This window comes from Spirosoma sp. SC4-14 (assembly GCF_037201965.1).
In the GTDB taxonomy this organism is placed as follows: Bacteria; Bacteroidota; Bacteroidia; order Cytophagales; family Spirosomataceae; genus Spirosoma.
Genome location: NZ_CP147518.1, coordinates 2,675,215 through 2,700,462, shown reverse-complemented (window position 1 = coordinate 2,700,462; position 25,248 = coordinate 2,675,215). Strand labels below are relative to the sequence as shown.

16 protein-coding genes and 1 tRNA gene are annotated in these 25,248 nt (G+C 48.8%); 7 read left to right on the top strand and 10 right to left on the bottom strand.

Annotated elements, in window-relative coordinates; translation table 11 throughout:
* Nucleotides 1–16: 16 nt before the first annotated feature.
* The 4 genes from WBJ53_RS10890 to WBJ53_RS10875 form a co-directional block, all read right to left on the bottom strand.
* The gene (locus tag WBJ53_RS10890) at nt 17–3,454 is read right to left on the bottom strand and encodes a TonB-dependent receptor (protein WP_338876143.1); all 3,438 of its coding nucleotides are present in this window, start codon (nt 3,452–3,454) and stop codon (nt 17–19) included.
* A gap of 218 nt (nt 3,455–3,672) precedes the next feature.
* Nucleotides 3,673–4,806 (bottom strand): FecR family protein, encoded by a 1,134-nt coding sequence (locus tag WBJ53_RS10885; RefSeq protein WP_338876142.1) that lies wholly within the window; start codon nt 4,804–4,806, stop codon nt 3,673–3,675.
* 158 nt (nt 4,807–4,964) lie between these two features.
* Complete coding sequence (locus WBJ53_RS10880; RefSeq protein WP_338876141.1) at nt 4,965–5,576, bottom strand: sigma-70 family RNA polymerase sigma factor; 612 nt, start codon at nt 5,574–5,576, stop codon at nt 4,965–4,967.
* Nucleotides 5,577–5,673: 97 nt separating this feature from the next.
* Complete coding sequence (locus WBJ53_RS10875; protein ID WP_338876140.1) at nt 5,674–5,796, bottom strand: hypothetical protein; 123 nt, start codon at nt 5,794–5,796, stop codon at nt 5,674–5,676.
* A 73-nt stretch (nt 5,797–5,869) separates the two neighbouring features.
* Between WBJ53_RS10875 and WBJ53_RS10870 the strand changes: the two genes are divergently transcribed.
* The 4 genes from WBJ53_RS10870 to WBJ53_RS10855 all read left to right on the top strand — a co-directional run bounded on the left by WBJ53_RS10870 (nt 5,870) and on the right by WBJ53_RS10855 (nt 10,564).
* Nucleotides 5,870–6,196, top strand: coding sequence for a helix-turn-helix transcriptional regulator (locus WBJ53_RS10870; RefSeq protein ID WP_338876139.1), 327 nt, complete (start codon nt 5,870–5,872; stop codon nt 6,194–6,196).
* A 3-nt stretch (nt 6,197–6,199) separates the two neighbouring features.
* Nucleotides 6,200–8,938, top strand: coding sequence for an FtsX-like permease family protein (locus WBJ53_RS10865; protein WP_338876138.1), 2,739 nt, complete (start codon nt 6,200–6,202; stop codon nt 8,936–8,938).
* Between the two features lie 88 nt (nt 8,939–9,026).
* A complete protein-coding gene (locus tag WBJ53_RS10860; RefSeq protein ID WP_338876137.1) occupies nt 9,027–9,326 on the top strand; it encodes a hypothetical protein in 300 nt (99 codons plus the stop codon).
* 68 nt (nt 9,327–9,394) lie between these two features.
* Complete coding sequence (locus tag WBJ53_RS10855) at nt 9,395–10,564, top strand: acetylxylan esterase (protein ID WP_338876136.1); 1,170 nt, start codon at nt 9,395–9,397, stop codon at nt 10,562–10,564.
* A gap of 37 nt (nt 10,565–10,601) precedes the next feature.
* Here WBJ53_RS10855 and WBJ53_RS10850 read toward each other — a convergent pair whose 3' ends face one another.
* From WBJ53_RS10850 to WBJ53_RS10830, 5 genes are all read right to left on the bottom strand, one after another.
* Complete coding sequence (locus WBJ53_RS10850) at nt 10,602–13,061, bottom strand: TonB-dependent receptor (protein WP_338876135.1); 2,460 nt, start codon at nt 13,059–13,061, stop codon at nt 10,602–10,604.
* Nucleotides 13,048–14,508 carry an HTTM domain-containing protein gene (locus tag WBJ53_RS10845; RefSeq protein WP_338876134.1) on the bottom strand — a complete coding sequence of 487 codons (1,461 nt, stop codon included), beginning with the start codon at nt 14,506–14,508 and terminating at the stop codon, nt 13,048–13,050. The genes WBJ53_RS10850 and WBJ53_RS10845 overlap by 14 nt, the downstream gene beginning before the upstream one ends.
* Before the next feature lie 11 nt (nt 14,509–14,519).
* Nucleotides 14,520–15,929: a di-heme oxidoredictase family protein gene (locus WBJ53_RS10840; RefSeq protein WP_338876133.1), complete on the bottom strand. Its 1,410-nt coding sequence runs from the start codon at nt 15,927–15,929 to the stop codon at nt 14,520–14,522.
* Nucleotides 15,930–16,003: 74 nt separating this feature from the next.
* The gene (locus tag WBJ53_RS10835) at nt 16,004–17,176 is read right to left on the bottom strand and encodes an imelysin family protein (protein ID WP_338876132.1); all 1,173 of its coding nucleotides are present in this window, start codon (nt 17,174–17,176) and stop codon (nt 16,004–16,006) included.
* Between the two features lie 11 nt (nt 17,177–17,187).
* Nucleotides 17,188–18,300, bottom strand: coding sequence for an imelysin family protein (locus WBJ53_RS10830; RefSeq protein ID WP_338876131.1), 1,113 nt, complete (start codon nt 18,298–18,300; stop codon nt 17,188–17,190).
* 543 nt (nt 18,301–18,843) lie between these two features.
* Between WBJ53_RS10830 and WBJ53_RS10825 the strand changes: the two genes are divergently transcribed.
* Complete coding sequence (locus WBJ53_RS10825) at nt 18,844–19,764, top strand: hypothetical protein (RefSeq protein WP_338876130.1); 921 nt, start codon at nt 18,844–18,846, stop codon at nt 19,762–19,764.
* Nucleotides 19,765–19,994: 230 nt separating this feature from the next.
* Here WBJ53_RS10825 and WBJ53_RS10820 read toward each other — a convergent pair.
* Nucleotides 19,995–20,066: transfer RNA gene (locus WBJ53_RS10820), tRNA-Glu, on the bottom strand.
* Nucleotides 20,067–20,249: 183 nt separating this feature from the next.
* On the opposite strand from WBJ53_RS10820, the gene WBJ53_RS10815 reads away from it, so the two are divergent.
* Entirely contained in the window at nt 20,250–22,805 is a 2,556-nt protein-coding gene (locus tag WBJ53_RS10815) for a M14 metallopeptidase family protein (RefSeq protein ID WP_338876129.1), read from the top strand.
* Nucleotides 22,806–22,954: 149 nt separating this feature from the next.
* Complete coding sequence (locus tag WBJ53_RS10810; protein ID WP_338876128.1) at nt 22,955–25,177, top strand: DUF5916 domain-containing protein; 2,223 nt, start codon at nt 22,955–22,957, stop codon at nt 25,175–25,177.
* Nucleotides 25,178–25,248 lie beyond the last annotated feature (71 nt).

Genomic DNA, 25,248 nt, shown 5'->3' with positions numbered 1-25,248 from the left:
GGAATGGCTTTGGAAGTTAGAAACTCATGTTGATACCCATCGACAGCAGCATGGTACGCGGGTAGGAGTTGATGGTGTCAATACCACGGGCCGTAGTACCGTTTACGCCCAGCACTTCCGGATCGAGACCGCTATATTTTGTCAGCGTAAGTATGTTTTGCCCCTGTGCATAAATCCTCAGATTCGAGATTTTCAGAGACTTCATGAGCGTTGTGGGCAGCGTATAGCCAAGTTGTAAATTCCGCAGTTTCAGGAACGAGCCATCTTCTACGAAGTAGCTGGAAACACGGCCATAGTTCTGGTTCGGATCACGCGAGAAAACCCCAGCCGAATTGGTTACGCCCACACGCGGCTGATTGGTCAGGCCATTTCCATTAAAAAAGGAGGAATTGAGAATATCCTTCGTGCTGTTGTAGTCGCCATAAAAGTACTCCCGATAATACTTGGTTCCGTTGTATACGTCGACACCCTGAACCCCCTGAAACAGTGCCGTTAAGTCGATTCCTTTCCAGCCTAGGTTTAGCGTAAGACCATACGTCATTTTAGGCCAGGGATTGCCAATAAACGTTTTGTCGGCAATCGTGATTCGGCCATCGCCATTGGTATCTCTGAACTTCAAATCACCGGCGGCCGTACCCGCATTCTGATAATAGATAGACGTTGAGCCAGCGGCTTTCTGCGCCTGTTCGTTTAAGGCCGTCACTTCATTATTTGACTGAAAAATACCATCGACGATATAGCCATAAAACTGACTCAATGGATGACCTATTTGCGTACGGGCAGCATTTCCATCCAGATCCAGAGCCGCCGATCCATCGGTGATCGGGTTGTTGTTGGTGCCATCCAGTTGTTTTACCAGATTGTGGTTAAATGAGGTGTTCGCGGTAATTCCATACGTGAACGCCCCCTTTTTTCCCCGATAATCGACGGCTAGTTCCAGACCTTTATTGCTCATCTGACCAATATTGGTGTAGACATACGTACTACCAAACCCGGCCGACAAAGCTACGGGCACCTGATAAATCATCCCCTGTGTCTGGCGATTATACCAATCGACAGTGATATTCAAAGCATTTTTCAACAGTCCAACATCCAGACCAATATCAGTCTGAAGCACCGATTCCCACTTGATATTCTGGTTGGCCAACTGTGCCGTCAATGCATACCCTTTTGCGCGGCTACCATCGGCCAGACCCATACTGTTTGTACCACCCGAACCACCGTAGGACGATAAATACGTGTACTGAGGAATGTTGCTCGTGCTTCCCAGTTTACCATAACTGGCCCGTAGTTTCAGGTTTGTCACAAACGTGAGATTATCCCGAATAAAGGCTTCTTCATTCATTTTCCAGCCTACCGAGGCCGACGGAAAAACACCGAACTTGTTGGTTGGCCCGAAGCGGTCGGAGCCATCCCGGCGGATGGTTGCCGTTAACAGGTATTTACTCGCATAGGTATAGTTGATCCGGCCAAATTGCGACAGAATCCGGGTCTGTGGTAATTCGCCACCACTGGCTACGTAACTACTGGGGTTGGTCGATAGGGCCAGGTTGTAGGTCACATACGGAAACCCCTGGGCAGACGCCACCAGACTGCTCAAATCCGATTTATAAGCCTCATACCCAGCCAGTGCCTTAAATTCGTGCAAACCAACAGTTTTGGCATAGGTCAGTACGAAGTTGGCTGTCAGGTTGCGTTGATTGTCGATTTCCCGGTTCAAGGCTGCTACCCGATTGGCGACAATTCCATAGTCATAGGCTTCTGTGAACTTGTAGTTTTTGACATTATAGATCGACGCCCCGAACGTTGACCGGAAATTCAGGCCGGGTACAATCTCCCAGTCGGCATACACATTGCCTTCCAGTGCATAGGTCTGATTCAACATATGGTTCTGATATTCCTGTGCCACCAGATTGGGACCGCCAAAGTAGTTGCCTGTTTTGGCCCAGCCACCATATGCATTGCTGGCATCATAAATCGGAATCACCGGTGCCGACCGGAAGGGGAACGTAGTCGTTACGGTCGGATTGGTATTGGTCATCCAGGCAAAGAGCGTTTCGCCAACCTTAATCTTCTTGTTAATTTTAAAATCGGCATTCGAACGAAGCCCATACCGCTCAAAATAGTTATCGATAATGGTACCACCCTCGCGCTGGTAATTGGCCGACAGGTAGTAATTGCTTTTTGCCGAAGCCCCCGACAGGGAAAGCGAATAGCTTTGCTCTACTCCGTTGGTAAAGATATCCTTCACCCAGTCATTATCCGGCAATGTTTTCGGATCACCCCAGCTATTGGTAGCTACCCCAAAGGCCGTTTTAGCCGTATAGTAGTCCGATGTATTGAGGAGTTTATATAAATGAAGCGGCTTCCGAACGCCATAGTACGCATTAAAATTGATGCTCATTTTGTCCATGGCAGTACCCCGTTTTGTGGTCACGAGCACAACGCCACCGGCTGCCTGTGCTCCATAAATGGCAGCAGCACTGGCATCCTTCAGAATTTCGATGGATTCGACATCCTGCAGGTTGAAGTTGTTTCCCGACGACATCCGAATACCATCGACAATGTACAGGGGAGCCATTCCACCAATAGAGCCAACTCCCCGGATCACAATGTCAGAATTTCCGCCCGGCGCACCGTCGTTGCGCGTCACCTGCACCCCGGCCGCTCGTCCCTGCAAGGCTTCATTGACACTTCGGACCGGCAGGTTTTTCACATCTTCCGATTTTACGGACGAAATCGACCCCGTCAGGTCCGATCGTTTCTGTGTTCCATACCCTACAACAACTACCTCACTCAGGTTTTTGGTATCGGTGGCCAGCCGAACATTCATCGATGTCTGATCACCTACGGTTACCTCCTGGCTTATATAACCCACAAAACTGAATACCAGCACATCGTCGCCCGTGAGCAGGTTCATCCGAAACAGGCCATTGGCATCGGTTGTGGTTCCTCGCTGGGTTCCTTTAACAATTACGCTCACACCCGGCAAGCCAACTCCCGATTCATCGGATACGGTCCCCGATATGGTGCGGTCGTTGAACGGATCGTTGCTGGTGAAATCAATTTCAGAAACCGACCGGGCAACAGGCGGCTCCTGATTGAGAATAATATGCCGACCTTTTACGCTATAGGTGACATTGAGGGGTTTCAGCAAATAATCCAGGATTTCGCCTAAACGCTGATTGGTAGCATTTACTGATACCCGGCTGTTTAATTGTTTAAGCGCAGACCGATAGGCAAAACGGACATCGGCCTGACGCCCTAGTTGGTTCAGCACAGTTTTCATGGTCATGTTATCGGCACGGAGTGTGATCCGCGAATCCATGACCTGCTGTGCTTCAACCGATCGGGCGGTGGCCAGACCGGCCAGAATAGCCGCTAATAGAAACTGATAGACCGTAAATTTCATAAGGCTACGCAACAGGCTAAGCGGTTGTCGAAGTTCTTTCATACTTTTGCTTGTTTTTTGGCTATTTGAATTTTGAAATGGACAAAGAACCCCCTGCCTCATCCTGGATGAGGGTCTCGAACAAGGGTGTATCTGAAGCCAGTGATGCCGGAATCATCGCTGGCTTCTTTCGTTCTGATTTAGCTTATTTTGTCATAGGCTACGGCATAAAAGGTGGGTTTATGAGTAGAGAATTATGAATTAATGGCTTAGTTATCAACCTATTGACAACCTTTACTGTTGATAACAATCTGACCATCCTGCACCTCATACGTAGCGCCAATGGTCTGACAAATTACCTCCAGTCGTTCAAGCAGACTTTCATTTGAGAATGTGATATTGACCAAACAGGCGGATAAGTCTTCTTTTGTATAAAGCAACTTCACCCCGTAGGCACGTTCAATGTTTTCGAATACCTTCGCAACGGGTGCATCCTCATATACCTGCTCCTGCTTTACCATCTCAGGCTGCAAAGCTCTGGGCTGTTCAACCGATTGTTTTTGAAGCCGGTTATTATCCAGATTTAAGGTCATCTGCTGATTGGGCATCAGAATCACTCCCAAAATCTTTTGGCTTCCCAACTGCTGGGCTTTCTCGAAATCCTGTTGTTTATAGACCGACACCCGGCCCGTTCGTACCGTTACGACCACGTTCTGTTCATTGTCGTATGCCCGCACTAAAAAGCTTGTCCCCAGCACCTGTGTAACTGTCTGATTGGCATAGATCAGGAAGGGCTTTGCCGGGTTTTTTACAACATCGAAAAAGGCTTCGCCATTGAGGTAAACGGTCCGGCTACGTGCTTCAAATTGAGAGGGATAGCTTAATCGGCTTTTCGGTTGTAAGGTAACTACACTGCCATCGTTCAATACGACATTCATTATCTGAGCAGTGTTGTTGACTTTTTCCTGAAGCCGAACACCCGATGCTTTTGTCAGATCAGCATACGTCGTTTGACGGTGTCGTTGGTTCATGAAAAATCCATACAGCCAGATAGCCAGCCCCACACTAACCACTACCGAAGCCGCAGCCACCCAACGCCACAACTTCCGTTGCAGCAATGGAGGTTGTGGCAACCGAATAACTGTCGCTTCGCTTTCAGTATCCCGACGTTCGGCGGCCCGTTGCATCAACCGATCAATCTCGCTGTTTATGCGCTCTTCCGTCACCTCATTGCCATAGTGCTCATTTAGAGCCCGGACTAACTCCTGAGCCTGCCTGACTATATCGGCACGGTCGGGATTTTCCAGTAGCCATTGTTCCCAAAAAACGGCTGCTTGTGGCGAAGAACCGCTGGTCCATTGTCGAAACGACTCGTCGAACAGAAAATCCTCAGCGTTATACGTCTTATAGTTCATAGTAGAGCGAAGCACTCTGAGTTGCTTTACCCTATAGTGTCGAAGTCTGGCTGGCCATACTCAAAAAATCGTAAAAAAATTTTCCCTTATAATGCAATTCAGAAGAAGCCTACTCAACCGAAGGGAACAATACAGCGTCTCCAGAAGCAGAAGCGCTGCTACAAGTGGGCGGTAAGAAAGGGGATTACGGAAAGGAGTAGGTTGGGCGACCACTGGCTACGCAGCTCTTTGAACGTACGGTGCAGCAAATTGGCGACACTCTGTCGCTCCAACCCCATAATCTGCGCAATTTCGTGATTATCGAGGTTTTGGTAAAAACGCAGATACAGCACTTCCTGCTGACGTTTTGTAAGACCAGCCATCAATTGCCGCAACAGACGAGCCTGCTCGGTATGCAGTTCCTGGTCTATAATCTCGTCTTCAATAGACACCGAAAATGGCCCGGTCCCCTCGCCGTGGTCGTCGAAAGGGATTGGCGATTGCTGCGAGCGGGCTTTGAGCAATTTATAGCGCAGCGCTTTGAGCAGGTATGTTTTTACAAAAACGGCCGTACCAATTGTTTCCCGATGGTCCCATAGTTCCAGAAACAAGTCCTGAATAGTATCCCACACCAGTTCTGAGTCGGTTGTTAGCCGTCGGCCATAGTTAAAGAGACCAGAATAATGTTCTCTGGCCAACTCGCCTAATGCACGTTCGTCTCCGGCTCTGAAGCGTTGCCAGAGTTCCTGTGCTGGTAATTCCCGATAACTGGCTGCAGTAAAACGTTCCAAGGAGTATGTATTTTACTGTATTAAAGGTAAAGACAGCGAATAACATTTTATATTGATCAAATAGAATAATTATTATGCTCGGCAATGCAATCCTTTCCTATGGCCCGGTTTTCTGCTTACTAAACTGCGGTCGAGCCTGTCCAGTAGTGAACAAATGCTGTCCATAAACGGACAGCAACGGTTTATCCTCTTCTTTCAAATGCGTATTAACAGAGCGCATTGGGGCGTTTGTTAGTTTGGCAAGCCATTTGTTTAGCAAATTATAATCAAATCAGTAGCGACTGCCAACCAGCATGGGAAGAGCTTACTTAGGCGAATTTGAAGAACTGGTCTTACTTACCGTTGCCGCTCTGGAAGGCGGAGCCTATGGTGTGGCCATTGCCGACGAACTGAAACAACGAACAAACCGAACCATTAGCCTGAGTGGCGTACACATTGCGCTATACCGACTGGAAGAAAAAGGCTTTGTCTGGTCAGAACTGGGCGGTGGCACCACCACACGGGGCGGGCGTCGGAAACGCCTGTTTACCATAACCGCAGCAGGCAAACAAACACTGAGCGACATTCGGGATGTGCGTAACCAACTCTGGGACTCTATTCAAAACCCTTCTTTAACATAGCTCATGGTCGATAACCCACAAACCCCAAATCCACCCGCATGGGCCGACCGACTCATAACCTGGGTATGTCCTCTTCATTTACAGGAAGAGCTTCTGGGCGATTTACACGAACAGTTTGCCCAGCAGGTGGCCGACGCTGGGGTATCCAGAGCCCGTCAGTTCTATGCGCTGGAAGTACTGAAATTTGTTCGTCCTTATTTTATCAGACGCCGTATTGCCAACCTTGCTCAGGCCACAACCCGATCAGGCACTGGCAACGCGTACCGCTATAAAACCAATGATTACCCACAACCCTTTTTTCTTCATCCCGATATGTTACGGAATTACCTTAAAATTGCGTTTCGCACCCTCTGGCGGAGTAAAAGTTACGCATCCATCAATGTAGTGGGGTTATCTGTCGCGTTCTGCATTTGCCTGTTTTTGTTTCTGACAGCCTATTTGCAACTTACCTACGACTCGTTCCATAAAGACGGCGACCGGATTTTTCAGACCTATATGGTGTCGAATGATCCGGAAAAAATGGTTAAATCCGGCACAATGCCGCTGCCGCTGATGCCTGCTCTGAAAGCCGATTTCCCCGAACTGGAAGCGGCCACCCGAGTCATCAATATCCGCAAAAGTCTGGTCGAATACAAAGGCAACTACTTTGATAAGGCGGTTTATCTGACCGACCCTGATTTCTTTAAAATTTTCTCCTTTCCACTTATCAAAGGAAATCCAGACAATGCACTTCGTAATCTGAGCAGCATTGTTCTGAGCGAAAACATGGCCAAAGCCATTTTTGGCGACAAAGATCCGATGGGTAAAGCCGTGCTGGTCAGCAATGATGGCAAGCAGAAACAGTATATTGTTAGTGGCATTCTGGGAAATGCGCCTTCCAACTCAACCATTCAGTACGATGCCCTGATTCGCACTGAAAACCTGCCTAATTATCAGGATTCAAAAGATCATTGGGATTTTGGCTTACTACAGGTTTTCATCAAATTACCCGCTACAATCAGTCAGGCAACGTTTGAACAGCGTCTGAAACCGTTTGTTGCCAAATACTACGCTGGCACACTGAACAACCTGAAGACAAAAGGCGCAAAGCCCGACGAACGGGGTGATCTCTTTGCGCTCCGGATTCAAAAAATCGCCAATATCCATTTTGACAGGAATATTAACGATGGCCGGGGGGCACCCATTGCCCTTGTCTATGTATTGATGGGGATTGCCACCTTCATACTGCTCATTGCGTGTATCAATTTCATTAATCTCAGCATTGCCCGTTCGTTTACCAGGGCAAAAGAAGTGGGCGTACGAAAATCGCTGGGAGCGTTGAAGAAACAGCTATTCGTGCAAATATGGGGCGAATCGACGCTGATTTGTTTTGCCGGATTTGCTCTTGGACTGCTCCTTGCCTATCTGCTCCTGCCGACGTTCAATGCTACGTTCCAGTCGAAACTTTCTATTGATTATATGCTTCAACCGGGTTTTATCGCGTTGATTTTCGCCTTATTTCTGGTTGTTACACTGGTAGCCGGTGGCTATCCGGCCTGGCAAATGGCCCGGTTTAATCCGGTTGACGTATTGAAAGGGAAAATCTCGCTGAAACGACCAGGAATCCTTCGCAACTCGCTAATTGTCAGCCAGTTTTCCATATCAACACTATTGGCCTGCTGCACAATCATTGCCCTCCAGCAAGTCGATTATCTGCGCGAGCAACCGCTTGGTTTTCAGAAAGAACAGGTTATCAGCATTCCGGTTGGCAATCAGGTAAGTGGTCGGCAGGTACTGCAACGGCTACGCAACAAGCTCACGGGCGATCCATCGGTGCTATCGATAACGGGTTCGGGCCTCAACCTGGGGCGTGGCAAAGATCACGTCAGTTCCCGCATTGGCTATGGTTTCAACTACAAGGGTAAAGATATTTTGACCGACTGGCTGCTGGTTGATTATGATTACCTCAAGACCTTGGGTATTAAACTAAAAGCGGGTCGTGACTTCGACCGGGCGTATGCTGCCGATTCGGCGAATCGGGTAATCGTTACCGAAAGTATGGCCAAGATGATGGGCGAAGCTAATCCGGTCGGGGTATTTCTACGCGACGATACCGACACAACAGCATCGGCCCCTCAAATAATTGGCATTGTTCCCGATTTTCATTTGTATTCGCTCACTGATGTGCACAAACCCATCAGTATGTATTTGTCCAATAACGAACCCATACGCTATCTGTTTGTGCGGGTAGCCCCCCATAACCTGGCCGGATCGATGGCTAAGTTGCAACAGGTATGGAAAGAGATCGCTCCGCAGTCGGAATTCATCGGGTCGTTTCTGGACGAAAACGTCGACGCCTGGTACCAGAACGAAGATATGCTTTCACGAATTTTCAGTCTTGCGTCGGGCATTGCCATTCTCCTATCGTGTATTGGCCTGTTTGCCATTGCCCTGATGGTTATTGAGCAGCGCACAAAAGAAATTGGCATTCGTAAAGTACTGGGAGCCAGCACTCCAAACATTATAGTTGCGCTTTCCCAGGATTTTATCAAGCTAGTTCTGATAGCGTTGGCCATTGCTATTCCGCTGGCCTGGTTCAGTATGCAACAATGGCTCAACAATTACCCTTACCATGTGGCGATCAGTGTGTGGGTATTTGTGCTGGTTGGTCTTGCTGCCATCCTGATTGCTCTGGCAACAGTAAGTTTTCACAGCATCAAAGCGGCATTGATGAATCCCGTAAAATCGCTTCGGACCGAGTAGGTTTGTGGCATAGGGCCTGGGGATGCACTAGCCACCCCAAGCCCTATGCCACAAGTGCCTTCTCATACTATTCAAAACCAATATCACTATGGCTCCTGAAATCAACAACTCATATCTTCGAACACGTATTGTCGACGATTCGAACACCCTCTCGATTCAAATCGATGGGCAAAAAAATGGGCATACCATTCACCTCAATCAAGTTTTTATTATTTCTGACAAGAATACTCTACAAAAAGAACTCTTCAAATATCAGGCGTTCCGTTCTCAGGGCTTGTTTCTTCCCCTTCACGAAATGCCTTTTCTGGTCGGCTCGGGGTTAGGGATAAGCCTATTGCTTGTTTCACTAACCATTATCGGCTTCAGGCGGAATAGGCAAAGGGCTTAAAGCAATACAGTAAGACTTCATCGCGGTTGTCTTTTATGAGCGCAATTCCGTTCGTCTACCATACAACTATGCGTGTTCGCCATTTCCTCGCCCTGAGCTGCTTTCTTGGAGCATCGACCCTTTTGGCCCAGCCCAACCCCGACCGTCCAGATCTTTGTCAGGGGGCTTATTTTACCGAAGCCCAGGGTGCCGAAGCACTAAAAACGTTTGCTCAGACATACCATGACCGAGCTGGCTGGGAAAAACGGGCAGCCATGATTCGGCAGGGTATCCGCGATGGAATGGATTTACCCGCAAAGCCCAAATTTGCCCCAATTAAGCCCATTCGGCATAGTCTGCGAAAAATGAATGGGTATACGATCGAAAATGTAGCTTTCGAAAGCCTTCCGGGCTTCTGGATAACCGGCAACCTATACCGGCCCATTCACTCGACGGGTAAGCTGGCCGGGATTCTCTGCCCACATGGACATACAGCTAAACAGGATGCCCGATTTCTGGAACAGGCCCAACAACGCTGCGCTACCCTGGCCCGAATGGGTGCCGTTGTGTTTATTTACGACATGCTCGGCTATGGCGATTCGAAACAGTGCGATCACAAAATTCCTGAAGCGCTGAAATTGCAGACGCTGAACGGTATCCAGGCGCTCAATTTCCTCACCAGTCTTCCCGATGTCGATACTGATCGAATTGGTATGTCGGGCGAATCGGGTGGTGGCACGCAGACATTTCTGCTCACGGCCCTCGACCCACGCATTAAAGTTTCGGTTCCAGTCGTGATGGTATCGGCGCACTTTTTTGGTGGCTGCGTTTGCGAAAGTGGTATGCCCATTCACAAACGCCCAACGCACCAGACCAGTAATGTAGAAATTGCCGCACTGGCCGCTCCTCGTCCGCTCCTGCTTGTGTCTGATGGAAAAGACTGGACCAAAAATACGCCCGATGTCGAGTATCCCTACATTCGGTCGATCTATAGTTTCTACAACGCAGCCGACCGGATTGAGAATGTTCATTTACCAGCCGAAGGCCACGATTACGGCCCCAGCAAACGCAAAGCGGCCTACCAGTTTTTGGCCAAACACCTCAAACTCGACCTCAACCGGGTGATGAAAGATGGACAATTCGACGAAGCAGGCAATACACTGCTAAAACCCGAAGAACTACAGGTCTTCAACGCCGGGCATCCCCGTCCTGCCAATGCCGCTGTGGGCGACGACGCGGTAATGGCTTTGCTGAAATAGGATAATCACTGGCCAAATTCCAAAAGGGATTTGGCGGCTAAAACCGAGCCCCAACGGTCAGATAAAACGCCCGACCATCGGCTGGAATAATACCGGGACCGGGATATGAGTCGGCCCGACGGGTGAAATAATACGTATTGAGCAGATTGTTACACGAGCCTTCAATCAATAACCATTTATAGTGCCAGGCGGCTGACAGATCCATAATCTGATAAGCCGGTATGACCCCGTTTACAGCCGTTGACGTGCGAATGGCGTTGGTAGCGTCGGTAAACTGCTGGCCGGTATAGGCATATTGCAATGTTGCAGAAAAACTCCCCCGCCGAATGGTTGTGCCGGTTCGTAAAAGTACCGGTGGCACCTGCTCAACCAGTTTGTTCCGAATGGTCGGATCTTCGGTATTGATGTACCGGGCATCGATTAACGACAGGTTCGCAAATACCGACCAGCCCCAACTGCCGGTTTTATGGCCTGTCATTTTCAGCAGATCTATTTCTCCGAAGGCTTCTATCCCCAGATTTCGCGAATCGGAAATATTGGTCCGAAGCCGATAATCCAGATACAACGGAGGCTGGTCGGCTTTCAACAAAAGCCCGATTCGGTCTTTATACTTCAGATAAAAAAGTGTCAGCTCATAGGTAAAAAAATCTTCGGCACGCCCCCGAATGCCCAGATCGGCGGTATAGCCACGCTCATCATGCAATTTCGGATCAACGGCGAAGTTTGGGTTGGTGATGCGCAAATCCGAGAAATTAATGGCCCGGTAGTTCTGCGAAATATTGGCGTAAACTTCAAGTCGGTCGGTTGGCTTATAGCTTAAGCCAGCCCCAACCAGCACAAACGCCCGCCGACGTACCTGATCGTCGTAAAATTTTTCGTCGGAGATGATGTTCCCCGCAAAATCGTAGGTTCGCTGCCGATAGAACCCCGACGAAAATGTTCGGATGGACTCAACCCGAACACCGGGTGTAATACTCAACTTCGAATTCAGGTTAATGATGTGTTCGGCAAAAAGTGCGTCGTTTTTATTGGGATACCGATAATCGGAATTTTCGAGATCGTTGGGATGCAGAAACCGAAAATCGGAGCCCGACCCATTGCTGGCGTCACCCTGTTGGGCTGTTGTTGTGCCACGATACCAGCGAAAACCAACCAGTAGCGTAGCGGGCTGGCCCAGCAACTGATACCGGTGCAGCAGTCGCGTTTCATTACCGATATTATGAAAAGTGCCATCAATCAGGTTTCGATTACCACCCAGATCAGCAACGTTGATACGTTCCAGATTCCCCAACGCCGAACGTCCTGCCAGCAAGCCAAAAAACCGGGTATTCAATTTCGTACGATCCGCCAGTTGATAATCGCCCGTTAGCGCAAACAGATTCCAGTTGACCCGAAACCAGTTTCTTGCCCGAATCGACTGGCGGGGATTTTGCGCAAATTCGGTGTCGGTCAAGCCACCGGGTTGCTGTGCTTCGTAGTGCATAAATGTATAGTCGGCACCGAGCGTAAACCGGGGGGTCAGCCGATAGTGTACAGAACCGTATGCCGTATTGACATTGAATTGGGAATTAGGCCGCCAGCCATTGCCCTGCTTATGCTGATAGAATGCATAATAGTTGAGTTTGCCTTTATCGACTGTACCGCCGATGCTGTTAAACGATCCGAAAAACCCCCAGGAACCCAGTGTTTGCCGACTGGTCAGTTCAATGGATTTGTTGCGTGGGCCACGCTGAAACCGAAAATTGAGTAATCCGCCAAACTGCGTACCATATTGCAGCGAAGCCGCTCCGCGCACCACTTCGATGCGGTCCAGAGCTTCAACGGGAGGTGTATAATAGCTTTCGGGATAACCCAACGCATCGGCCGAAATATCGTAGCCATTCTGCCGCGTATTGAAATTGCTGGTCCGATTGGGGCTCAACCCACGCCCACCGATGCCCAGTTGCAGTCCAGCGCCGTCGCTTTCCCAGATATTGAGTCCCGTAACTTTCGAAAAAACCTGCCGGGCATTGTTGGTTGCTTTATTGGCCGTCAGGTCACGCAGTACTACTACTTCACTTTTCTTTCCCTCATAAATAGCCGTACCCTCAACTGACCGCAATCGGGTAATACCAAATGTACGTTCGCGCTCGGCCTGTACCGACACTTCGTCGAGCGTTCGGGCCAGTTCATTCAGGATAAAATTGACGGTTATGGCCTCGCTCGCTACCGTTATCGACTGTGTTGCGGTTTCTCGCCCAAGCGCAAACGCAACCAGCGTATAAACCCCCGCCGGAAGTTTCAGTTGATACTGTCCATTAACATCGGTAAGCGTATGAACATGACCATCCTGCGTGGTTACAACCGCTTCGGCCAATGGTTTATGCCCATCGGCGGTGTGTACCGTTCCACTCAGTATCGTCGTTTGCGCGTATGCGGTTGCCGTGAGCAATAGTAAACACGGGATGAGTATGGTAAAGTAATACGGTATACGGGTATGTATTTTAGTTGTGTTCATTCGATAAAATCCAGGATTTGTGTGCCCAACTGTCCTGAATCTGCGTGAGATCAATGGCAGGGTCAATCAGTAACTGACTCGGGCGTGCATTCAGGGTGACATAGACCTCAGCGCGGACCTGCGGTTTGTACACCCCATGTTTTTGATAATAATTGGCCAGATAATGCGCAAACTGAATAATCAGATCGGGTTGCATGGCCATTTGTTTTTCCTGATGATCGTTCAAAAATTCACGATTATCCACCACGCCTTCGTGGCCCGTACGGCTATCGCGCACAAAAAACGTAGCGGTTCCCGCCTTCTCCATCAACATAACGCGCCAGCCAAATCGGTAGCCTTCTTCTGTCCAGAACAGATTGCCGGGATAGAGTAGATAACGCCAGGGAAAAACAAGCTGAAAGCAGACGAAAACAAGTAGCAACGTCTGAACAATACCCTTAGGCGCCAAACTCCTCCATACCCCCTGCCCCAAACCTCTTCCCTGCTTCCCCCAGCGCAGTAGTCGCTCATGCCAGTCTACCGAGAAGAAAATGGGAGTAGCAGCAATCATGACCAGAGGAAACACACCAATCTGAAACAAAAGACCCGTTAGTAGGTGAAAGACGACCACCGTTGCATAGGCCCACGGACGCGAGCGCGGCCAGAGCAGGAAAAACACAATAAATGTGTCGTATAACATACCGGCCCAGCTAAACACATACGGCATCCAGGGAAGGGCGAATAGCGGCCCAATAATGGGAAGAGCATCATTGGCGGGCAACCAGATTTTTAAGGGTAGTGCGTTGATCAGCCAGTCGTAGCGAATTTTGGCCAGCCCGGCATAGATATACACTAGTGCTAATTGCAGTTTGATGATGTTGATTGTCCAGGCCGGAACATAACGCACCGACGGTATGGCTCTGCGCCAAACATCGACCGACGCAGCCCGATTGGCTGGCAACCAGATCAGTAGAAAACTAACAACGCTTACAAAGTAATAGTGATTGAGGTAGTACGTACTATCGAGCAGCTCGCAGTAGGTAAATGTCAGAAAAAACATCAGTGCCGATAGCCGATAAAAAGCCCCAAGCATGATTCCCAGAGCACCTAACAGCATGAGCACATGCACGGTATACATAGCTATAGCCGGTAGCGGCTCAAGCCACTCGAAGCCGTAATAATGAAAATGGAGTTTAGGCTCAATGTAATGATCAGCTACCCAGCCTAAGGCCATAAAACGCGCCGTGCTGAACACCATCATGGCTCCAAACAGCATTCGAAAGGTAGCCAGCGGAGCGATGGAAGTAAACGAGTGAGCGAGTGAGCGAGTGAACGAGCGAAAAACTACCGAAACGGACGGAGAACGAGTGCCGAAACGGACGGAGAACAAATGCAACCAGGACTGGTCCTTCATAGCCTTGTCACTCATACTCCCACCTCCTAACGACTCATTCTTTCGCCCTTTCATTCGTTCACCCTTTACAAACTTTGAACAAATGTTACCAGCGCATCCCGATCTTTTTTAGACAAATTCCGAAAACCATCGGCTGCTTTCTTCGCTTCGCCAGCATGCCACAAAATGGCTTCTTCTACGGAACGGGCACGACCATCATGGAGCAGATAGGTATGCCGATTGACAAGTTTTATCAGGCCAATACCCCATAGCGGTGGTGTTCGCCATTCAGTGCCAGTAGCCTCAAAATCAGGACGGTTATCGGCTAGCCCGTCGCCCATGTCGTGCAGAAGCAAATCCGTATAAGGCCGGATCGTCTGATTGCTGAGCACCACCACCGAATGAGCGCCGGTTTGCAATTTGGCTACGTGACAACCCATACAATTCAGTTGCTGAAAAAGCTGTTTGCCGCGCAGAACGGTTTCATCCTGCACATTACGCCGAGCCGGAACAGCTAATGTTTGTAGGTACACGACAACGTTGTCCAGATTTTTATCCTCAAGTTCGGGCGAACCACCGTTGGGCAACTGACCATAGAGTTTTTGCTGCGTAGTGGTCATGTCAGAATTTGAAAACAACGAAGTCGTTATGCCAATATCGCCATTGAACGCCGAAGCTGTCTGCTGATGCAGATCAGGCTGATTGGCTTTCCAGCCAAACCGACCCAGTACTTTTTGTTTGGTTGTATAATTCCAGACGTAGTTAGGGCGTCCTGAAATACCGTCACGATTCGCATCATCGGGATCGGCCAGGGCCAGAATAGTGGCATCGGGAACCGCTTCCAGCAGACCCATTCCGGGCAATTGAGGCCCAACCCGTGGCGACATCATCGTGTTAGCCTGCATGGCTCCATACCCTAAATCATGAAACTGATAGACAGGCTTCCGTAATGAGTAAGCGGTGCCGTCGGCATACGTTCCGGGCTGCTCAACATACGTAACGGCTACGGTTCCTTCGGCCGTTACGCCCGGAATAGCCGATGGATTGAATTGACCACCATAATTAGGCTCGGGTACAGGGCCACCTTCGGCTGTTTGCCCCGGAATACTTAACCGGAACAACAACCCTTTTAAATCGCCATCCGACAGATCGGCGGGAGGCTCTCCCCGTCCATCGCGGAGGTGGCAGGTACTGCACGAAACAGCATTCATCATTGGCCCCAGGCCATCGCGGGCCGAAGCCGAAGCTGGCGCAATGGTCCAGTTATTTCGAAAGAACGAATTTCCGATGACAAACTGATTTTCCTGGTCGGACGTAACACCGTCGGCCTGATTGCCGAACGCATTTTCGGAGAGGTCGCTTGTGGTGGCAGCTCCACCACTCAATTCTTCGCCAGCTTCCCGAATATCGCTCAGGGCATCCACATCGCGCTGACACGACCAGCCCGCTATGGTCAGGAAAAAGAGTATACTCGTTACGGTTAAAATTGGTTTCATTATACTGACAGAACGCAGTACGAAACGAAGCCCGGATAGACTACACTTCGCACCGCGCTCTATAAAAAATTAGTCTATTCGGTATTTCCGTTCACCTGAATACCCAGCGAGAATGCAGCATCTACAATCCGATCGCTCAATGTCCGCAGGCCATCAATGGTAGCGGCAATGTAGCCACCCGCATCGGTCAGAATCTCCTGATCAAATGGCGCATTCGCCACAATTTTGTCGACGCTGGTTTGCGTACTGCCGAACGCATTCAGAACAGCCTGATTTTTTTGCGCACTCACCTGCGCCACAATGTCGGCCAGACCAGTTCCTTTGATTACGGTGCCATCGGTGCGGGCGTAGGTACCCATATACACATTCTGAATGCCTTTAAAATTCATGGCAATATCCACGTGCGTGTTGTCGCTGAAGCAGGAATGCTCATCTTCCTGGTCGTGGCTGGCCAGGGCTACGGCCAGACGCTCACCTGCCAGTTCTCCTTTACTCAGTGCAGCAATGCCCCGAAACATATTCGACAGCATGGTTTTCGTATCGCCCGTTGTGGTAAACTCTTTCCGATAGGCAGCATCGGTTTGCCAGGCGTCCCTTACTTCGCCCAACTGATCGAGCAAGAGTTCAGTAACGGCTTTCAGGTACTCGCCCCGCCGGGTTGCATTGGTAGCTGTGGTGTAGTCGGTATACGAACGGTCGCCAGGGCCATTGGCGTTAAAATCCTGCCCCCACAGCAGAAATTCGATGGCATGCCAGCCAGTGCTCAGGTGCGTTTCGGAGTCTTTCTCGTTCAGATCGATCAGCAACTGCTTCGTAATGGTCGGATAGGTCGCAGGATCGTTGATGATACCAGCCGTAGGGCTGCCTTTCACATAATCGATATACGATTCGTCGAGCGGCCAGCCGTTGATATAGCTTTCCGGTCCATTGTCGCCATCGATAGGTCCACCATAAAACCGGAATGCTTCCGTTTGGCCATAAGGCACACGAGCATCGCGCCAGGCCTGCCGGGCCGCATCCAGCCCAGCCGCCGATGGTGCAGCCAGAAAGGCATTAATTTTATCGCTCATGGCTTTGGCTCCGTCGTAAGCATCCGAATAATTGGCATAAACCAGATTGGCATAGTTGGTCAGTGCTGCTTTTTCGAGTTCATCCGTCGATGGTACCGTTGAGGGATTACTTTCGTCTTTACAACCTGCCAGCGTCAGTAGGGCAGCCAGAGAAAGGTAGGTAAGTGTTCGTTTCATAATCGTTTACATTAATCGCCGTCGCCACTGCTGAAGGTTATAGCAATGCCTAACAACGACGACATGTCACTTTTGAAGTAGCGTGTGTTTTTCTGAAGCTCGGTGTAGAGTGCATCAACCGCCGACTTATTCGTCGTTATCTGCTGGGTTAGCGATGTCTTTCCATTCAGGGCTTCCAGGGCCCGATGAATTTGGGCCAGTTCGGCTTCGGTGTTGGCAATCAGGGCTGGCCCACCTTCTACCTGTTGCAGATATTCCTGAAAACCTATACCATCCTTGTCGGCCGATTTGCCGCGCCAGATGTTTTCGATCGCGTTCAGATGGGCATTGATGAACGTGAGTGACTGATTGCTGTAATAGCCTTCGGCCAGATTGGGTTGAGGGGCCGTCTGTCCGGCACGAGCCCCCAGCGGCAACCCGACTTTATAATTTTTTATACTCTCGTAGCTACGAATAAATTCGTTGTAGAGTTCGGATGTTGAACTACCGGCTTCAGTACCGTTGCTGCTAACAAAGGTTGTTACATATGTATCCCAGCCGGTCACGACATCATCGACCCGCTGCTTAACATTGGTCGCCAATGCTTTCAGATATGCCTGCCGATTTACGCTCTGCAATGAAGAAAGAATCCGGCTATTGTCGCCACTGACATCAAAAATGAGGTATTCGATCGCCAGCAGGCCACGAGCGTCGTAGTTGGCATCGGTTAGGGTATAAGTTCCTTTGGGGATAGTTGCTTCGATTTTAGTCGTACTTACCGGAAACGTACCAATTTCCTGAACCAGCGCCATTCGGCTCCCCGACTCTCCTGCCGGACCAAAATTATAGGCATTGGCCGCCTGAAATGAAGTGTGTGTTGCCAGCCAGACAGTTTGTAGCGTTGCTAATTTATCGGCAGTTGGTGCACTCACAAACGCGTCAACGGTTGTGTTGAGAAGAGTTGTGTTGGCCTGAAGAAGTTGAAATGCAGGACGAATCAGATTATCGGCGTACTGCTGCAACATGGCTTTACGGTCAAATTGCGTTCCCGTATTCATGTCTTCACCGGGCGATGAACAGGCCAGAATAAGGACTCCAGTAGTAGCCAGGATCAATAAACAACTCCAAATGTAACGTAGTGACATAAATCGCATTGCCTTCAGATAAGCACCAGCATCTGGTGGATTGGCGTTGCAAAGTACTTTTAGATTTAGAATTATTCCAAATTAAATTAAGCACCTACCTGTTAATTCCAGATAAATACTAAAACCTACCGCTCAAATTCAGCTCACTTCACATACACTCCGGATAGGTAACGATTAGAACACATTAAAAACCCAGGAATCATCAATTGCCGAATGAAACTTAATAGTAAGTACACACTATGAAGTAAGATATATATAATGTTATTTTTTCTATCTATCGGTAACAATATAATTATGGTTATTTCTATAATTGCATAATTATCAACATTTAAATTTTATCATTTAGTATCACTAATTTTTTAAACATTTTTTATACATACCACCAGAACTGTACTTTTTAATATATATTATTTTAATCGAATCGCCTTTTAGATACTTTATAATACCCTACTAAAAGAGTACTGTATACTACTTTATGCTATTGACGGATTAAGCAGCTTCTGCATTTTCCAAAACAGAATATGCCATGAATACAAATAGCTGATGCAAAGCACCATGGTAAAAACACCTACAGAGGCAACCGTAAACCACTCCCCCGAAACACTGCTATCTGGCAGTCTATCGTTGCTGGCGTTGACCGATATGGTAACAATGGCGATCAGAAACAGCCACAATCGGTCTAAACGGAACGGATTTCGGTCTATGCTGCTAAAAACATTAAGTCCACGAATTACCGACTGGGCTGATCAAACTCTTTTCTTTCGTCACCGTATCAATGGTATAACACAACGAGACGCTTTCGACGAACTTCTGGAAGCACAGAATAGATCTATCAATACGATACTGGGCTACAAAATAGAGTTTTACCCCACTATCGTCCTTAAAGAAACTCACTGGTATAAAATTATTCGCTATTGCCTATATGCGCTGAATCAACTGGATGCGCCAAGCGTGGTATTTACCAATCCTTCGATCGCTAATTGTATAGATCTGTTTACGCTTTCGTTTGAGCCATTTCTGGATCAGGAATCCTCAAAAATTAAACTGAGAACCCTTCACCAGATGATTGCCATGCAGATTGCGCTTTGGCTACAAAAGCCAGCTTATCTGCACTTCAGGACTAACCGGAATGAAGTTCTGTATGCGTCTACTCAGATCCAACAGCGTTATATAGCTGCATCGCTCTATGATGCTTTGTATGCACACCAGCCCGAAAATGTTCCCTCCCTGGTCGACGTTCTGACCAACAGTTATGGTATAGAAACTAACTATAAATTCAGAAAAAACTTTCCGCTATTTATTCGTTTCCGTTTATCTGGCGTATCACTCTGGCAGGCAGCGGGTGACTTTAGTCTTACAATTGCCGACATATGGGCCTGGCTCGATTTTAATCGCTATTTTAAAAATACTCCCACCCGCAGTCGGGTACTGACCGGGCTACGGCTATTTGATGAAATCGTATAGACTGGTCAGGCAACCAATCTATAAAATGTCCAAATTTCTGCTAACCGATTTTCAGCCAAAGAATTAACTTGCCCATAGCGGTAGCGAGTTCCTATTACCCCTTCCCAACGGCAATCGGTGCCCTTTCAAATCAGGCATCGATACAGAGGCTAGACCGCCGATCAGCCAGGCATATAGAATGAAAAAGCCCCAAATTCTGGTGAATTTGGGGCTTTCAATTCAAATGTTAGTGACCGATACGGGAATCGAACCCGTGTTACCGCCGTGAAAGGGCGATGTCCTAACCGCTAGACGAATCGGCCGTCTTGTAACCAAGACCCAACGTTTTAGCTTTGTTGCCGCTGCGTTGGCGAATCGTGGTGCAAAGGTAGGCAGATGTTTTTATAATGCAATACCCACCGCAAAAAAATTTTCAAAAAAAGTTTTCTGGAACGATTTACTACTATTTTTGAGGATGTTAGCTTTCTAACTTTTTTACCGCATACATGAAACATCTTTTTCTACTGGCGGTCCTGGCACTTACGTCGCTGACGGCTTCATCGCAAACCTCCAGCAATTCGTCTTCCCGTCCGGATTCTCCCGCTCAATTTCTCGGCTATAAAATTGGCGAGCGTTTTACTCCTCATTATCGCGTTCTGGCCTATGCCCAGCAGGTGGCCCGACAAATGCCTGCCCGCGTCAGGCTACTTCCCTATGGCACAACACACGAGGGACGCCAGTTAATGGCCGTTGCTGTTGCGTCTGAAGCCAACATGGCCCGACTTGACGAAATCAGAACCAATAATCTGAAGCGGATTGGCATGCTCGATGGCCAGCCGTCGGGTACTAACCAGCCTCCCATAGCCTGGCTTAGCTACAACGTTCATGGTAACGAGGCTGTTAGCTCGGAAGCCTTTATGGAAGTGCTATATAGGCTACTGGACCCCACTGATGCAGTTTCCCAGAAAATCATGAACACGACGGTGGTTATTCTGGACCCTGGCTTAAATCCCGATGGGCATGACCGCTATGTGAACTGGTACAATCAGATGATGGGTCAGAACCCTAATCCAACGCCTTTTGCCCGCGAGCACGTTGAACCCTGGCCGGGTGGTCGCTATACCCACTACCTCTTCGACCCCAACCGCGACTGGGCCTGGCAAACCCAGGAAATTACCCAGCACCGGATGGCACTGTATCAGCAATGGATGCCTCATCTGCACGGCGACTTTCATGAGATGGGGGTAGAGAGCCCTTACTATTTTGCCCCTTCAGCCAAGCCCTATCACGAAGACATTACACCATTTCAACGCCAGTTTCAGCAAACCATTGGCCAATATTGCAGCCGCTATTTCGACCGTAATGGCTGGCTCTACTACACCCGCGAACGTTTTGACCTGTTCTATCCCAGCTATGGTGATACCTATCCCACTTATAATGGCGCTATTGGTATGACCTACGAACAGGGTGGCAACTCAAGAGCCGGTCTTGCTATCGAAAAACAGGATGGCGACACGCTTACCCTTCGTCAGCGAATCGACCACCACTATACTGCCAGTATTGCCACGCTCGAATCCGTTGCCGATCGACCTGCCGAAGTGGTAAAAGAATTTGGTCAGTTTTTCGACAAATCGCGAAACTCGCCAGTAGGTCCCTATAAAACGTATATCATTAAATCGAATGGAGATGCCGGGCGTCTTAAGGCACTACAGCAACTGCTTGACCGTAATAAAATCACGTATGGCTATGCAGGGAAAGCCCAAACATTGGCAGGATTCAACTATACGACTCAGAAAAATGACAAAACGGTTTCGGTAGCTGCTGAAGACATGCTGATTAGCGCCTATCAGCCTAAATCAACACTACTCAAAATCCTGTTCGAACCAAACTCCAATCTGGAAGATTCAGCCACGTATGATATTACGGCCTGGTCGTTGCCCTACGCCTTTGGCTTGCAAACCTATGGGCTGACTACACGCCTGACACCTGGCCCTATCCCTACGGCCAGCAAACCAGCCTCCAGTACCGTCACAAAACCCTATGCTTACGTTGTTCGCTGGCAATCGTTACCCGCCGTGCAGATGCTGGCAGGGCTGTTGAAACAGAAAGTTCGGGTAAGAGCCGCCGAAAAACCGTTTGAACTGGACGATAAAACGTATCCATCGGGCACACTCATTATCACTCGCGCGGGTAACGAACGCTTTGGCGACCGCTTCGACGGCATCGTCCAGGCCGAAGCAGCCAAAACCAGTGCCGACATTACTCCGGTTCAAACGGGATTTGTTGCCAAAGGATCTGACTTTGGCTCCGATTTCGTAACGGGTCTGAAAGCCCCTCGGGTTGCTCTGGTGGTGGGCGATGGAACACCTCCTCCCTCGGCGGGCGAAGTCTGGCATTATTTCGATCAGGAGTTAAACTACCCCATTACGCTCGTCAATGGTACTTCTTTAGCCGACATTCAATGGAGCAAACTCGATGTTCTGATTTTGCCGACCAATTATAATTATAGTCGATATCTGAACGATCGATCGCTGTCGGCCATGAAAGAATGGATCCGGGCCGGTGGCAAACTGATTGCAATGGAACGGGCGGCTTCGTTTCTGGCCGGTAAGGATGGCTTCGACCTGAAAGAAAAGGAAGAAAAACCAAAAGATAAAGGGAAAGAGAAGGGTAATCCAGCCGACTCGCTCAAAACCTACGGCGACCGGGAGCGAGTGGCCATTTCAGACGATATTCCGGGCAGCATCTATCGGGTCAATATTGATACTACTCACCCACTGGGTTTTGGGCTTTCGGGAGGCTATTACACGCTGATTCAGAACGCATTCAACTTCGATTTCCTGAAAGATGGCTGGAACGTGGGCTATCTGAAAGCAGATAATTATGTGGCTGGTTTTTCGGGAAAAAATGCGAAAGAAAAGTTAAAAAATACCCTGCTGATGGGCGTTCAGAATCTTGGCAGAGGCAGCATCGTTTACCTCGCCGATGATCCGCTTTTCCGTGGATTCTGGTATAATGGTAAATTGCTGTTCGGCAATGCTGTATTTATGGTTGGCAATTAAGGCAAAATCAACCAGCCATAAACGTCATACGGGCAATAACCTGGAGGTTGTTGCCCGTATGTTTTTTAGGGAACGGGGTAAAAAAGTTGTTCTCGGCGCTTTTAAGAATACGTTTTCTCTTCTCTGGTTCTATACCCGACAGTCATTTAGTGAAACTTTCCCTTACTATTTCAATTACGTTTTTACTGTTTTTGCCTTTGGGGCTACTCGCTCAAAAGAAAAACGAGAACTATCAGTTGCATATTCATCGCGCCCAATCGCCAATTCAGATTGATGGGTCTATCGACGAAGCCGCCTGGAAAGATGCCGAAGTGGCTACTGATTTCTGGATGGTGTTGCCGATGGATACCAGTTGCGCCCGGGTTCAGACCGATGTGCGTATGACGTACGACGACCGCAATATTTATCTGAGTGCTGTTTGTTACCATGGGTATATTGAAGGACCTTACATGGTTGAATCGCTCCGGCGCGACTGGGCTTTTGGTAAGAATGACAACTTCATTTTTTTCATGGATACCTTCGACGACCAAACCAATGGCTTTACGTTTGGCACGAATGCGGCTGGCGCTCAGTGGGATGGCTTACTCTACGAAGGAGGCAAAGCCAATCTGAGCTGGGATAACAAATGGGTTTCGGAGGTACGAAACTACCCCGACCGCTATGTGGTTGAACTGGCTATTCCGTTCAAAACCATTCGCTATAAAAAAGATATCCGTCGATGGGGTATCAATTTTAGCCGACAGGATCTCAAAACCACCGAAAAATCGTCCTGGACACCTATTCAGCGCCAGTTTCCAACGGCCTCGCTGGCGCTCACCGGCGTATTGATATGGGACGAAGCTCCCCCACAACCGGGGCCAAATATTTCAATTATACCTTACCTGCTAACGGGCCTAAACCGCGACTACGATAACCAGGTGCCAACCCAGAATCGGCTAAATGCCGGACTGGATGCGAAAGTGGCCGTTACGTCGTCGCTGAATCTGGATCTGACGGTCAATCCTGACTTTTCGCAAGTCGATGTTGATCAGCAGGTTACTAATTTAAACCGGTATGAGTTATTTTTTCCGGAGAAACGGCAATTTTTTCTGGAAAACGGCGACCAGTTTGCCAATTTTGGCTATGCCACCATCCGGCCATTCTTTAGCCGACGCATCGGTCTGGGCGGTGTTCCCATTCGCTTTGGTGCCCGACTTAGCGGCAAACTCAATAAAGACTGGCGCATGGGAGTAATGGATATGGAAACGGGTCGGGTAGACAATACTGGTCTGCCAGCGCAAAACTTCGCCGTTATGGCTCTGCAGCGCCGGATCGGAGCCCGCTCCAACATCGGTATGATGCTGGTGAATAAAGAATCGGTCAATTATACATCCGTAACCGACAAATCGCTTTATTCCCGATTCAACCGAAATCTTGGTCTGGAATATAATCTGGCTTCTGCCAATAACCTATGGAGTGGTAAGCTCCTGTATGTCAAATCGTTTAGCCCGCAGGACAGCACCAATAAAACCAATAACACAGCCGTTTACTCTGGCAATTTGCAATATTTCAGCCGTAAATGGCTTATTAATGGGCAGGTAGAAATCGTTGGCAAAAACTACAATGCCGAAGTGGGGTATGTTCCCCGACGCGGTTATGAACGTGGACTGGCCACGGTGGGTTATACCTTTCTGCCAACGGGTAGCGGTGTTCTCAATCACGGCCCAACGCTGACGTCCAGCTATTTTTTTGATTCGAACTGGAAACAAAGCGATAACGAAAGCACGCTAAGTTATGCCATCACGTTTCGAAGCCGCAGTGTGCTAACCCCCTCCTTCACTACGGATTATGTCCGGCTCCTGCAACCATTCGACCCAACCAATACTGGAAATACGGCACTGGCAACCGGTACCGAACACAACTGGACTACCTGGGGTCTTCAGTTTGTTTCCAAGCCGCAGAGCGTATTTACCTATGGAATCTTAACCTCCTATGGTGGTTATTATGCCAATGGGACCCGACTGAATATTGTTACCGATCTGGGCTATCGCTTTCAGCCCTATGTGAGCCTGGCCGTCAACATCAATTACAACAATTTGCGGCTTCCCCAACCCTGGGGAACCACAAAAATCTGGCTCGTGAGCCCTCGCTTCGATCTTACGCTTACGAATACGCTCTACATGACCACCTTCATCCAATACAACCAGCAACAGAAAAATATGAACATCAACGCCCGGATTCAATGGCGTTACAAACCGGCTTCTGATTTTTTCCTGGTGTATACCGACAACTACCTGCCTAATGGGTTGCAGCCCGGTCAGGACATTCCGGGCCTGTTCTCGATCAAAAACCGCGCTTTGGTCTTGAAATGGACTTACTGGTGGAATATCTGACGACCAGAAGTTTAAACAAACGTTGCCGGGGCTTGTTATTGGTATAATTCGTTTTTGAATGAATTACTCAA